This is a genomic window from Variovorax sp. PBL-E5, assembly GCF_901827185.1.
GTDB lineage: Bacteria > Pseudomonadota > Gammaproteobacteria > Burkholderiales > Burkholderiaceae_C > Variovorax.
Genome location: NZ_LR594671.1, coordinates 4,744,383 through 4,756,745, shown reverse-complemented (window position 1 = coordinate 4,756,745; position 12,363 = coordinate 4,744,383). Strand labels below are relative to the sequence as shown.

Here is a 12,363-nt window from a genome sequence, read left to right as displayed (position 1 = left end):
CCGCCATGCAACATCAACACATCACCACCCGCCTCGAAGGTCGCGTGGGCATCATCACGCTCGACCGCCCGGCCTGCCTCAACGCGTGGAACCGCGAAATGCGCGCCGAGATCATGGAGGCGCTGCGCGCCTTCGATCAGGATGACTCGGTCGGTGCCGTCATCATGACCGGCGCCGGCGAGCGCGCCTTCTCGGCCGGGCAGGACTTGAACGAGGCGCACGATTTCGACGCCGATCGCGCCGAAGCCTGGATCCGCGAATGGGAGGCCTACTACGGCATCCTCCGATCGTTGTCGAAGCCGATCGTGATGGCGTTGAATGGCGTGGCCGCCGGCTCGGCCTTTCAGGTGGCGCTGCTCGGCGATATCCGCGTCGGCCATCCGGGTGTGACGATGGGGCAGCCCGAGATCAACAGCGGCATCGCCAGCATCACCGGCCCGTGGATCATGAAAGAGATCCTGGGCATGTCGCGCACCGTCGAACTCACGCTCACGGGACGGATGATGGACGCGGACGAAGCCGCACGCATCGGCTTGCTTCACCATGTCGTGCCGGCGGACCAGGTCATGGCGAAGTCGCTTGCCATTGCGAGCGAACTGGCCGCCAAGGCACCCCTGGCCATGCGGCTCGACCGCGCCTGGTTCGCGGAGATGACGCAGGACGCGTTCGAACGCACCATCGACGCCGCGATCCGCGCGCATCGCACGTCCTATGCGTCCGGCGAGCCTGCGCAGAAGATGCGCGAGTTCATGGCGAAGCGCGGTCATCAGCTCTGACACGCTGGCGCCCGGTGGCCGGGTCCGGCGCGCAGGGTGCGCGGATAATCCGTGCACTTCGAAGCGAAGTCCACGCATGTCCACCCGCCGATCCACCGCAACCACCGCTGTCCCGACCGAGGGCGACCAGCGCGCTGCGCGCAACGCGATCCTCGCCGCGGCGCGCGCCGAGTTCGCGGCCAAGGGCCTGGCGGGCGCGCGCGTCAACGAGATCGCCGCGCGCGCGGGCGCCAACAAGCAGCTGATCTACTACTACTTCGGCAGCAAGGAAGACCTGTACCGCGCGGCGCTGGAAGAGGTCTACACCGAGATCCGATCGCTCGAGAAGGAACTCAAGCTCGGCGACATGCAGCCGGCCGAGGCAATGGCGGCGCTGATCGGCTTTTCTTTCGACTACCTGGCGCGGCATCCGGATTTCATCGGACTGTTGAATCATGAGAACGCGCACGGCGCGATGCATGTGCGCGACTCGCGCGCGATCCGGGAGACCAACTCGCCGTTGATCGAATTGATTGCGCAGACGCTGCAGCGCGGGATTGCGGCGAAGGTGTTTCGGCGCGGAATCGATCCGGTGGAGTTCTATATCTCCGTTGCCGGCATGTCGTACTTCTTCTTCTCCAATCGGCTCACGCTGTCGTCGATCTTCGCGCGGGATCTGGGGGAGGGGAAGGCTGTCGATCGCTATCGGCGGCATGTGGTGGCGTTTGCGATGGCGGGGTTGCGCCCTTGAGAGTTGGAGGTGTCTTGGTGCTGGCGGAGACGGCGCTGGCCAGCGGCAGCAGAGCGGCGTTGGGCGCTTTGAGGCGGCAGACGACGGCGGCTTCGCAGCGTGTCCAGCCGGTCGTCCTTGGTCCCTCATGTTCACAGTCTCGGCCACGAAGCGGCCATCGAACCTTCGCGGCGGTCACTACGCCACCGGCCGGTCTGAAAGGTACTGCCGACTCTTAACGGCCACAAGCTGTCAATCGCGAACGGGTGCTTCGGAGATGCTCCAGTCCTATTTCAAGGCGGTACAGGATCGCTCACTGGGACGAGCAGGCAATCGACGCAACAGCCTTCGCCGCTTAAGATCGGTGCACCTTCCGCAGTCAACGTGCCATGAAGCGCCGTGAGTTCACCTTGGTTTTTGCTGGCAATGCGCTTGCCTCACTCGGCGGGTCAGCGCGCGCATATCCGATCGAAGGCTTCGCCGCGGCAACCTCGCGAGACGACGGTTGGAACATCGCCGCGGGCGACGACGACAAGCTCGTTGACACCACCGCACTCAGCAAGATGGCCGATCGGCTTGCTGCTTCGGGCGCGAACATCCACGCCGTGCTCGTCGTGCATCGCGGTAAGCTCGTCTTCGAGCGCTACCTGCGAGGCAGCGATCAGGTGCCGACCAGCTTTTTCGGCAGCCGCGTGGAGAACGTCGTCTTCGACGCCAACACGCGCCATGCAATGAAGTCAGCGACGAAGAGCGTCGCGTCGCTCGCCGTCGGCATCGCGATCGACCGGGGGCTGATCCACGACGTCGACGAGCCGATCCTTAGCTTCTTCCCCGAACTCGCAGACCTGCGAACGCCGGAATCGGATCGCCTGTTGCTGCGGCACGCGCTCGGCATGACGCTCGGCCTCGAATGGATCGAGTCGACGCCCGCGACCGGCGATCTCGCGAACGACGAAACGCGGATGTATTTCTCGGGCGATCCGTGCCGCTACGTGCTCACACGCCGAGCTGTGGCGGCGGCTGGGCAGCAGTTCTTCTACAGTACCGGCGCGCTGGCGCTTGTATCAGCGATCTTGCATCGGGCCACCGGCAGACCGCTCGACGAGTTCGCGCGAGCGAGCCTGCTGGAGCCCCTGGGCATCTCGGGCGAAGAATGGAGCCGAATGGGAAGAGACAGCGACGCCGGCGGTGGCCTTCGCATGCGTCCGCGGGACATGGCGAAGATCGGACAGCTCGTGCTGGCGGGCGGCCGCTGGGATGGACGCCAGATCGTGTCGAAGGGCTGGATCGACGCTTCCACCGCATCGTTCATCAAGGCGACGGACGAGCAGGACTACGGCTACCTTTGGTGGAGCGGCCATGCTGCTGCGCACCGACGAATAGTCCGCTGGATCGGTGCGCTCGGTCGAGGCGGGCAATCGATCCGCATCGTGCCCGAGCTCGATCTCGTCGTCGCCGTGACGGCAGGCTACTACCAGGACTACAGCCCGCAGGCATTCAAGGTGCAGTACGGCGTGTTCAACGATGTGCTGCAGGCTATCTCACCGTCCCGGTGACTCGGATACCGGGACTGGCGTCCGCGCTGTCAGCGCTTCAATGAACCGCGAAACACCGAGCGATCTTCGCGAAATGCGTACTACGGTGACTGGCCGCTTGGCGATGGTCCACGCTGCACTCGCTACATCCGCTTTGGGTCGGAAGTGCCCGTTGGTTCCGTCCCGGACCTGACATTCACGACCAGACCATGACCGCGCCACCTTGAGTACCCGGCCTCGGGGGCGCTGCGGTCATACGAGCCGCTGCCCGCCGAAAGTCCGGTGATGATCGCAGCGACCGCTTGGGCCACCGGGCACGAATGACTCAGATCAGTCTGAAGCGGAGGTCGGTTCGGCGTCAGCCGGGGGATAGACGCTTGGCCTTCGGGCAGGGCTTCATTTCGAGCGCACTTCCACGTGCACAAATCCAGTAGCGTCCGGTGCATCGACTACATCGAGATAGGGCTGAGCGCGGACGAGTTCACTGAGCTTCTTGAACCCATAGTTCCTCGGATCAAACGATGTGTGCATCTTGCTCACAAGGCCGCCCACCGTGGAGAGCCGAGCCCAGCCGCTATCCCTGGCAGTTTCGCGAATGGCGTGCGTCAGCAACTCCTTGAGGTCCGGCACATCCGAAACTTGCGGCAGGACTGTGGCTTCAGCGGGCCGCTTCAAGACCTCGAAGAAGATGAACTTGTCGCACGCTGCGATGAATGGCTCAGGCGTCTTGCGTTCGCCCAACCCGTACACGATCTTGCCGGCCTCCCTGAGCCGAATTGCGAGACGAGTGAAATCGCTGTCGCTCGACACCAGGCAGAAGCCGTCGACATTGCCCGCGTAGAGGAGATCCATTGCATCGATGATGAACGCGGAGTCGGTCGAGTTCTTTCCCTGCGTATAGGCGAACTGCTGGATGGGCTGAATGGCGTGCCGATGAAGGTGCGCCTTCCAGCCTGCGAGGTTCTGCGTGGTCCAGTCGCCGAACGCGCGCTTGACGGTCGCTGTGCCGTACTTGGCCACTTCGTCGAGGAGTTCCTTCGCGACGGACGCCGAGGCGTTGTCTGCATCGATGAGAACTGCCAGCCGGGTCGCGTCGATGGTTGCCAAGGTTCGTCTCGCTTGAATGCCGTGATGAAGGTGCTTTGATTTTCATTGCTGATGTTTGCAGGGTGAACATGTGAAACCCTTATCGCGCAACGCGGGTGACCAGAACATTCATCGCCATGTTCGCCATATAGTGGCCGGCCGCTTGTCCCATCGCCCGCTCATGGACGCTCGCTGCTTTTCCCCGCGCCGCCGCAGCCTCGCCCTCTGGGCCTTGGCCACCGCATTCCCCCTGCAGCGCACCCTGGCCCAGCAGCCGCAGCGCCAGTTCATCGCAGACATGCACTCCCACGCCGCCATGTTCGGCCGAGACCCGGTCCTGAACCTGCGCAACGAGATGGACGAGGCGGGGGCACGCTCGTCGCCTGGGCCCTGGTCGACGACACTCCGTTCACTCGAACGACCCCCAAAGGCATCAAGCAGGTTCGACAACCCGAACCGGGACAACTCTGGAGTTATTTCCAGCGGCGCGTCACAAGATACGACGACGCATCGCGCCAATGGAACTTGCCCAAGGCACTCTCCGCATCGGACATCGACGCCGCGCTTCGCGGCGAGCCGCACGTCGTCATGGCATCGGAGGCCGCGAACTTCCTGGAGGGCCAGCCCGAGCGCGTGGCGCTCGTGCGTGCGATGGGCCTGCGCCATCTGCAGTTGGTGCACTTCATCGAGTCGCCACTCGGCGATTTGCAGACCGAGGCACCGCGCTTCCAGGGCCTGCCGGACGTCACGCTGAAGGTGATCCAGGAATGCAAGCGCCTCGGCGTGCTGGTCGACCTCGCGCATTGTGCGCCGTCGTGGGTCTGTGGACCGTGCGCGTGCATTCCGATCCCGCGTACCAGGTGCGGGACGCCGAGACCTATGCCGACGAGATCCTCCGCATGGTCGACCTGTTGGGGCCGCAAGGCGTGGCCTTCGGAACCGACATGGAAGGTGCCGGCACCGACGCGGTACTGAAGCGCTATGTCGACCTGCGCGCCGTGGCGGACTCGTTGGCGCGCCGGAACATTCCCGCGTCCGTGCTGCATGACGTGTGCATCGGCAACTATGCGCGCGTGTTGAAGAAGGCGATCAGCGTCTGACGCATCGCCCGGTGTCTCGCCATGCCTGCCTGGCGGCGGCATGTGCGACAAGCGTACTCAAGCGCCTTCGACGATCCGGATATCCCGTTCGGCGCCGTCGCCGAGCGCGTCCAGCGCGGCCTTGTAGGCGGGGCTGTCATGCGTCGCCGTGGCTTGCGCGACGCTGTCGAACTCGATCACGACAGTGCGTTCGGACAACCCGTGCTCGTAGGTCTTGGCCGGCAGGCCGCGCGCCAGGAAACGCCCGCCGCCGGCGTTGATGGCCGGGCCGGCGAGCTTGGCGTAGGCCGCCAGCTTGTCGGCATCCTTGACGGCACGGTAGGCGCTGATCCAATAGGCTTTAGCCATGGTGAGTTCTTTCTTTGCTGCTGCTGCGTCATCGAACAATCCGAGGCCACCGGGTGGCACTCGCGAGCGCCATCATATTTTGAACGCTGAGCTTTCGCTGGGCGCTCGGATTCGTCGTTCGATTCGATCGCTTCAGGCCGATGCGCTGCTCAGTTCCGGCCGCTCGCGCTGCGACGCATGCCAGACCAGGTAGCGCGCCTCCGCGATCTCGATCGCCTTGAACAGCAGCACGCCGAGGATGCACAGCAGAATCAGCGCGACGAACACGGTCGAGGTGTCGAAGCCGCCCTGCGCCACCAGGATCACGTGCCCGAGCCCGGCCTCGCCCGCGACGAACTCGCCGACGATGGTGCCGACCAGCGCGAAGGACACGCCGACCTTCATGCCCGCGAAGAGGCTGGGCAGCGCGTTCGGAAAGCGGATCTTCCACAGGATCTTGGCGCGCGAGGCATGGTTGACGCGCGCCATGTCGAGCATGTCGGGGTCGGTGGAGCGCAGGCCGAGCACGGTGTCGATCAGGATCGGAAAGATCGCGATCAGCATCGCGATCGCGACCTTCGGCAGGGTGCCGGTGCCCATCCAGATCACGAACAGCGGCGCCAGCGCGACCTTCGGCACGGCGTTGAGCGCGACCAGCAGCGAGTAGAGCGTGCGGTCGAGAAACTTCGAGTACACGATGCCTATCGCCGCCGCCACGCCGAGCACCAGCGCGAGCGCGAAGCCGTAGATCGTGGTGCGCAGCGTGTCCAGGCTTTCGAGCAGCAGGTAGCCCGGCTGCGCGAAGAACTGCCCGATGATCTTGGAAGGCGCCGGCAACAGGAAGTCGCGGATGCCTAGCGTGCGCACGCAGACTTCCCAGATCACGAGCAGCACCAGCGTCGTGATCATCGCCTGCCAGCTGCGCGCGGTGCGAGCCCAGAGGGTTTTCATGTTCTCAGCCCTTGAAAATGCCGACGTTTCGGAAGGTGTCGCGGATGCGCGCCACGTAGGCGGCGAACTCCGCCGTCTCGCGAATGTCGAGGCCGCGCGGGCGCTCGAGTTCGATCGGGACGATGTCGGCGATGCGGCCCGGCCCGCGCGCCATCACCACCACGCGGCCGCCGAGGTAGATCGCCTCGCTGATCGAATGGGTGATGAAGACGACGGTCTTGCGTGTCGCCAGCCAGGTCCGCTGCAGCTCGACGTTGAGTTCGTCGCGCGTGAACGGATCGAGCGCGCCGAAGGGTTCGTCCATCAGCAGCAGCTGCGGGTCGAGCAACATCGCGCGGCAGATCGAGACGCGCTGCCGCATGCCGCCCGAGAGCTCGCGTGGAAAACGGTCGAGAAAAGCCGACAGCCCGAACAGGCCAAGCAGTTCGCGCGCACGCGCTTCGTGCTGGCGGCGGTCGAGGTCGTGGAACTCGGCCGCGACCAGCACGTTGTCGAGGATGTTGCGCCACTCGAGCAGCAGGTCGCGCTGGAACACCACGCCCATGTCGGCGGGCGGCGCATCGATGGCCTTGCCGTGCAGCGCCAGCCGGCCGGTGCTGATCGGCTCGAGGCCGGCCATGCAGCGCATCAACGTGCTCTTGCCGCAGCCGCTCGGGCCCACGATGCTGACGAACTCGCCTTCCTCGATGTGCAGATCGATGTCCTGCAGCGCGTGGATCGGCTTGCGCTCGGACTTGTAGATCTTGTTGAGTCGCTCGATCTCGAGAAAGGCGGACACGGCAGTGCTCCTCGCGGGTGCGGGTTCAGACGGATAGGAGCGCATTGGTGTAGTAGTCCGAGGGTTTGTGGCCGGGCTTGATCTGGCTGGTCTGCTCCATCGACTTGATGGCCGCGGCCCAATCGGCATCGGTCTGCAGGCCGAAGGCGAGGTTCTTGCTGCTCGGGCTTTCGAAGAAGGCGCGGTAGGCGACGATCTGGCCCTTCAGCACGTCGGGGTCGAGCTTGGCGTTCGGCCGCTGGGCGACGATCGCGGCCACCGCCTCGTCGACGTGGCCGTCGTAGATGTACTGCCAGGCCTTGACCTGCACTTGCACGAACTTGCCGATCGCCTCGCGCTTGCTCTCGAGCGTCTTGGGTGTCAGCGCGAGGCCGTAGCTCGGGAAGCTGATACCGCTGTCGCCGAGCAGCAGCGCCGAGGCCTTGCGCGTCTTCAGCACCATCGGCTGGCCGAAGGGCGCCTGCGACATGAAGCCGTCGCTGTTGCCGGAGGCGTAGGTCGAGATCATGGCGCTCGGCGCGACCATCACCAGCTCGATGCTGCTCTTGGTCATGCCGTTGGCCTTGAGGAAAGGCTCGATGAAGGGGGCCCACGGGCTGGTCGTGAAGCAGACGATCTTCTTGCCGGCGAGGTCCTTGGGCTTCTGGATGCCCTGCGACTGGTCCATCAGCACGGCGAGGTCGCCGGTGCGCGCGAAGCCCGCGACCGAGATCAGGTCGAGTCCGTTCTCCTTCGCGACCGCCATGGTGCCGAGCGCGACCTGCCCGATGTCGGCCTGGCCTGCCGACAGCAGTTGCAGGGTAGAGATGGTGCCGGTGCCGTCCTGCACTTCGACGTCCAGGCCCTGCGCCTTGAACAGGCCTTTCTGCAGCGCCAGGTGCATCGCGCCATGCATGCCCCAGGGCGAGAAGTCCAGCTTCACGCGCAGTTTCGCGACACCTTGCGCGCGCGCCGGCGCGCTGCCGAGGGAAAGGGCGGGCAGCGCGATCATGGCTGCCAGGCCGGTGCTCAGGGTCCTTCTCTTCATTGTGATTCTCCGGTTGCAGGTTGCGGGTTGCGGGTGGGAAGCGTCAGGCGGGGAGGGCGGCGGCATGCGCGTCGCGCAGGGCCTGGGTGGCAGCGGCGTCGGCCTTGCCGGTGTCCGGATCGACGACCGCGAGGTAGTGCTGACGCACGAAGGCCGCGCTCAGCTTGTGGTTCCAGACGTCCTTCTCGATCTCGGTCAAGGGGCGCAGCAAGGGATGGCCGAATCCGCCGCCGCCCGGCTGGATGTGCGTCACCTTGTCGTTGCGTGCGATCTGCACGCCGATCTTGCTCGGCAGCGATTCGTCGACATCGCCGCGCGTGAGGATGTTCGAGGCCGGGGATGCGGGCTCGCCGCCGTCGAGGCCGTAGGGCCGGAACTTCATGCGATCGGCGCGCAGTTGCAGCAGCACGTCGTCGCCGAGCACGCGGTAGCTGCGCCGGATGCCGAGCCCGCCGCGCCAGCGGCCGGCGCCGCAGGTGTCGGGCTCGAGTTCGTACGCTTCGACGCGCACCGGGTGCTGCGCCTCCAGCGTCTCGATCGGCGTGTTGGAAAGATTCTGCGATGCGTTGGTGATGGCCTCGACACCGTCGGCATGCGGCCGCGCACCCCAGGCGCCGCAGACCATGTCGACGATGATGTAGGGCTTGCCGTCGTCGCGCTTGCCGGACAGGCAGACGACGGTGTTGCCGCCTTCGCCCGCCGCCGGGATGCGGTCGGGCACCACCTGCGCGAGCGCGCCGAGCATGGTGTCGAACACGCGGTAGCCGGTCAGCGCGCGTGCCGCGACAGCGGCCGGCTCGACCGGGTTCAGCACCGTGCCTTCGGGCACGTGGATCTCGACGCAGCGGAACACGCCGGCATTGTTCGGCACGTCGCCCTTGAGCGCGCAGCGCACGCTCAGGTAGGTGCAGGAGTTGGTGTACGAGCGCGTGGAGTTGATGGCGGCGCGCACCTGTGGCGACGAGCCGGTGTAGTCGACGCTCACGTGGTCCTCGTGCACCGTCAGTGCGACGCGGATCGGGATCGGCTCGGGCGACAGGCCGTCGTCGTCGATGAAGTCCTCGAAGGTGAAGGTGCCCTTGGGCCAGGTGCGGATCTCGGCGCGGGTCAGACGCTCGGCGTAGTCGAGCAGTTCGGCGAAGTAGGCGCGTGCGCGCTCGCGGCCGTAGCGGTCGAGCAGGTTCGTGAGTTCGCGCACGCCGACCTGGCAGGCCGCGTACTGCGCGCGCAGGTCGCCGAGCACGCGGTCCGGCACGCGCACGTTCTGCGCGATCACGCGCTCCATGATGTCGTTGACACGGCCGGCGTCGTAGAGCTTGACCACCGGGATGCGCAGGCCTTCCTGGTAGATCTCGGTCGAGTCGCTCGCATTGGAGCCCGGCACGCGGCCGCCGACGTCGGTGTGATGGCAGATCACGACGCAGAAGCCTTCGAGCTGGCCCTGGTAGAAGAAGGGCACGAACATGAAGATGTCCGGCAGGTGCATGCCGCCCTGGTACGGGTCGTTGACGATCACCGCATCGCCCGGCGCGAGGTCATGGCCGTAGCGCGCGTGGACCGCGGCCATCGCTTCGGGAATCGCGCCCAGGTGCAGCGCGATGGTCTTGGCCTGCGCGATCATCCGGCCCTCGCGGTCGCAGATCGCGGCCGAGTAGTCCATCACGTCCTTGACGATCTCCGAGCGCGCGGTGCGCAGCACGGTGTAGGCGACCTCGTCGACGATCGAGTCCATGGCGTTCTTGATCACGGCGAAGGTGATCGGGTCGATGGCGATGCTCATTGCGTTGACTCCTCGAGGTCGATGATGATGTTGCCGATCGCGTCCGAACGCACGCTGCAGTGCGGCGGGACAACGATGGTGGTGTCGTAGGACTCGATCACCAGCGGGCCCTGCTGCGCGTCGGCGCCGATGCTGGCGCGCGGCACCACGTGCGTCATCACCGGCGCTGCGCCGGCGGCGAAGCTCACGAGCCGGGTGGTGGTCTCGCCCTGCAGCGCGGTCGCATCGACCTGGCAGCGGGCGAAGTCGAGCCGGTGCTTGCTGCGGCCGTGCGCGGCGACGCGCAGGTTGACCAGCTCCAGCGGCTCGTCGCTGCTGTAGCCGAAGGTCTGCTGGTACATCGCCTGGAAGTCGCGCGTCAGCTGCGCGACCACCTCGGCATCGAAACGCGCCGATTTCAGCGGCACCGTGAGTTCGGAGCTCTGGCCCAGGTAGCGCAGATCGGCGGCCAGGACGGCGCTCGCGTCTTCCGGCGGATAGCCTTCGGAGGCCAGCACGGTGTAGCCCTTGTCGGCCAGCGCGTTCGCGATCGCGCCCATGTCGGCCGGTGCGCAATCCGCGAGCGGCCGCAGCACGGCCTTGACGAAGTTGTGCTCGGCATCGGCCGACAGCATGCCGGCGGAGCAGAACACGCCGGCCATGATCGGCGCGATCACGCGGCGGATGCCGAGCAGCCGTGCCACCGCGACCGCATGCAGCGGACCGCCGCCGCCGAAGGCGATCATCGACATCTCGCGCGGATCGCGGCCGCGCTCGACCGTGACGGCGCGGATCGCGCGCGCCATGCTGACGTTGGCGAGCTGGCGCACGCCGTGCGCGGCGGCCAGCAGGTCGAGCCCGAGCGGGCGGCCGACGTCGCGCTCGATCGCGGCCTTCGACAGTTCGGGCGACACCTTCAGGCTGCCGCCCGCGAGCGCCTTGGGATTGAGGTAGCCGAGCACCATGTTGGCATCGGTCACCGTCGGGTGCGGGTTGCCGTTGCCGTAGCAAGCCGGGCCCGGATGCGCCCCCGCCGACTCGGGACCGACGCACAGCAAACCGCCGGCATCGATCCACGCGATCGAGCCGCCGCCGGCGCCCACTTCGGCGATGTCGATCGCCGGCACCTTGAGCACGTAGCCGCCGCCCTTGACGAAGCGGCTCGGCGCGCTGATGCCGTTGCGGAACTCGTACTCGTTGGTCAGCGAAGGCTGGCCGTTGGCGATGATCGAGGCCTTGGCGGTGGTGCCGCCCATGTCGAACACGATCAGGTCGGCGTCGCCGCCGAGCGCGCCGATCTCGACCGCACCCGCGACGCCGCCCGCCGGCCCCGAAGCCACTGCGAACACGGGCTTGTCGCTGGCCGAGGCGAGGCCCATCATGCCGCCGTTGGAGGCCATCACCTGCAGCGAGGCCGTGATGCCCATGCGCGTGAGGTCGTCGCGCAAACGCGCGAGGTAGGTCCGCATCGCCGGCAGGATGTAGGCGTTGACGACCGTCGTGCTGGTGCGCTCGTACTCCTTGATTTCGGGCAGCACTTCGCACGAGACGCTCAGCAGAAGCTGCGGGAAATGCTGCTGCAGCAGTGCCTTGGCCGCGAGCTCGTGCGCCGGATTGATGTAGCTGTTGAGAAAGCAGATCGCGAGCGAGCTCACGCCCTCGTCGACCAGCTGCCGCGTCTCGGCGAGCAGCTGTTCGGCATCGAGCGCGGTGACGATGCGGCCCTGCGCATCGATGCGCTCGCGGATGCCGCGGCGCCAGCGGCGCGTGGCCAGCGGCTCGGGCTTGGACCAGCCGAGGTCGAACATCGTCGGCGTGCGGATGCGGCCGATCTCCAGCACGTCGCGAAAGCCCTCCGTGGTCAGCACGCCGGTCGGCGCCCCGACCTTCTGCAGGATCGTGTTCGAGGCGGTGGTGGTGCCGTGCACAATCTCGGTGATGTCGCAGGGCGCCACGCCGGCCTGTTTGATCAAAGCGCCGAGGCCGTCGACGATCGCCTGGCCGAGGTTGTCGGGCGTGGTCGAGGTCTTGTTCACGAACAGCCGGCCGTCGGGCAGGGCCAGGACGATGTCCGTGAAGGTGCCTCCAATGTCGCATCCGACGCGGACGCCTCCAGGGGCGTGCTGGGTCAAGTTCATCCCCTACTCCGTTTCACTTGCCTCGCGGCTGGTTGATAATCTGGTCCATCGATCATCGAACTAACTAACTGGCTAGTCCAATAGTGGGCGAAATATAGGAGATGGAATGGCGGTTTGTCAACGCGAGTTTTCCGCAGTAAAGAACCGGGCCGCTAAACTCGCGCGGCCGGGTTGGGC

11 protein-coding genes and 1 pseudogene are annotated in these 12,363 nt (G+C 66.2%); 5 read left to right on the top strand and 7 right to left on the bottom strand.

Annotated features, from left to right (window positions below; translation table 11 throughout):
- Window positions 1-5: 5 nt before the first annotated feature.
- The 3 genes from WDLP6_RS23285 to WDLP6_RS23275 all read left to right on the top strand — a co-directional run bounded on the left by WDLP6_RS23285 (window position 6) and on the right by WDLP6_RS23275 (window position 3,041).
- Complete coding sequence (locus tag WDLP6_RS23285) at window positions 6-776, top strand: enoyl-CoA hydratase/isomerase family protein (protein ID WP_162594258.1); 771 nt, start codon at window positions 6-8, stop codon at window positions 774-776.
- Between the two features lie 76 nt (window positions 777-852).
- Window positions 853-1,506 (top strand): TetR/AcrR family transcriptional regulator, encoded by a 654-nt coding sequence (locus WDLP6_RS23280; RefSeq protein ID WP_162594257.1) that lies wholly within the window; start codon window positions 853-855, stop codon window positions 1,504-1,506.
- A gap of 368 nt (window positions 1,507-1,874) precedes the next feature.
- Window positions 1,875-3,041 carry a serine hydrolase domain-containing protein gene (locus tag WDLP6_RS23275; RefSeq protein WP_162594256.1) on the top strand — a complete coding sequence of 389 codons (1,167 nt, stop codon included), beginning with the start codon at window positions 1,875-1,877 and terminating at the stop codon, window positions 3,039-3,041.
- Window positions 3,042-3,416: 375 nt separating this feature from the next.
- On the opposite strand, the gene WDLP6_RS23270 is transcribed toward WDLP6_RS23275, so the two are convergent.
- Complete coding sequence (locus WDLP6_RS23270) at window positions 3,417-4,127, bottom strand: NYN domain-containing protein (RefSeq protein WP_162594255.1); 711 nt, start codon at window positions 4,125-4,127, stop codon at window positions 3,417-3,419.
- A gap of 171 nt (window positions 4,128-4,298) precedes the next feature.
- Here WDLP6_RS23270 and WDLP6_RS35525 point away from each other — a divergent pair.
- Window positions 4,299-4,904, top strand: a pseudogene (locus WDLP6_RS35525) (membrane dipeptidase); the annotation flags it as partial.
- 38 nt (window positions 4,905-4,942) lie between these two features.
- The gene (locus WDLP6_RS23260) at window positions 4,943-5,206 is read left to right on the top strand and encodes a membrane dipeptidase (RefSeq protein ID WP_232077245.1); all 264 of its coding nucleotides are present in this window, start codon (window positions 4,943-4,945) and stop codon (window positions 5,204-5,206) included.
- Window positions 5,207-5,263: 57 nt separating this feature from the next.
- Here WDLP6_RS23260 and WDLP6_RS23255 read toward each other — a convergent pair whose 3' ends face one another.
- The 6 genes from WDLP6_RS23255 to WDLP6_RS23230 all read right to left on the bottom strand — a co-directional run bounded on the left by WDLP6_RS23255 (window position 5,264) and on the right by WDLP6_RS23230 (window position 12,186).
- A complete protein-coding gene (locus WDLP6_RS23255; RefSeq protein ID WP_162594252.1) occupies window positions 5,264-5,554 on the bottom strand; it encodes a DUF1330 domain-containing protein in 291 nt (96 codons plus the stop codon).
- Window positions 5,555-5,686: 132 nt separating this feature from the next.
- Window positions 5,687-6,484: an ABC transporter permease gene (locus WDLP6_RS23250; protein WP_162569471.1), complete on the bottom strand. Its 798-nt coding sequence runs from the start codon at window positions 6,482-6,484 to the stop codon at window positions 5,687-5,689.
- A 4-nt stretch (window positions 6,485-6,488) separates the two neighbouring features.
- Window positions 6,489-7,262, bottom strand: a complete 774-nt coding sequence (locus WDLP6_RS23245) for an ABC transporter ATP-binding protein (RefSeq protein ID WP_232077243.1) — start codon at window positions 7,260-7,262, stop codon at window positions 6,489-6,491.
- A 25-nt stretch (window positions 7,263-7,287) separates the two neighbouring features.
- Complete coding sequence (locus WDLP6_RS23240; RefSeq protein ID WP_232077241.1) at window positions 7,288-8,289, bottom strand: ABC transporter substrate-binding protein; 1,002 nt, start codon at window positions 8,287-8,289, stop codon at window positions 7,288-7,290.
- Between the two features lie 43 nt (window positions 8,290-8,332).
- Window positions 8,333-10,069, bottom strand: coding sequence for a hydantoinase B/oxoprolinase family protein (locus WDLP6_RS23235; protein WP_162594250.1), 1,737 nt, complete (start codon window positions 10,067-10,069; stop codon window positions 8,333-8,335).
- A complete protein-coding gene (locus WDLP6_RS23230; protein ID WP_162594249.1) occupies window positions 10,066-12,186 on the bottom strand; it encodes a hydantoinase/oxoprolinase family protein in 2,121 nt (706 codons plus the stop codon). Before WDLP6_RS23230 ends, WDLP6_RS23235 begins: the two co-directional genes overlap by 4 nt.
- Window positions 12,187-12,363: the final 177 nt, after the last annotated feature.

What these genes read in the sequence shown, in the direction of transcription:
- WDLP6_RS23235 (WP_162594250.1), bottom strand. Translation starts at nt 10,069, where the DNA reads ATGAGCATCGCCATCGACCCGATCACCTTCGCCGTGATCAAGAACGCC.
- WDLP6_RS23280 (WP_162594257.1), top strand. Translation starts at nt 853, where the DNA reads ATGTCCACCCGCCGATCCACCGCAACCACCGCTGTCCCGACCGAGGGC.
- WDLP6_RS23250 (WP_162569471.1), bottom strand. Translation starts at nt 6,484, where the DNA reads ATGAAAACCCTCTGGGCTCGCACCGCGCGCAGCTGGCAGGCGATGATC.
- WDLP6_RS23230 (WP_162594249.1), bottom strand. Translation starts at nt 12,186, where the DNA reads ATGAACTTGACCCAGCACGCCCCTGGAGGCGTCCGCGTCGGATGCGAC.
- WDLP6_RS23275 (WP_162594256.1), top strand. Translation starts at nt 1,875, where the DNA reads ATGAAGCGCCGTGAGTTCACCTTGGTTTTTGCTGGCAATGCGCTTGCC.
- WDLP6_RS23255 (WP_162594252.1), bottom strand. Translation starts at nt 5,554, where the DNA reads ATGGCTAAAGCCTATTGGATCAGCGCCTACCGTGCCGTCAAGGATGCC.
- WDLP6_RS23285 (WP_162594258.1), top strand. Translation starts at nt 6, where the DNA reads ATGCAACATCAACACATCACCACCCGCCTCGAAGGTCGCGTGGGCATC.
- WDLP6_RS23240 (WP_232077241.1), bottom strand. Translation starts at nt 8,289, where the DNA reads ATGAAGAGAAGGACCCTGAGCACCGGCCTGGCAGCCATGATCGCGCTG.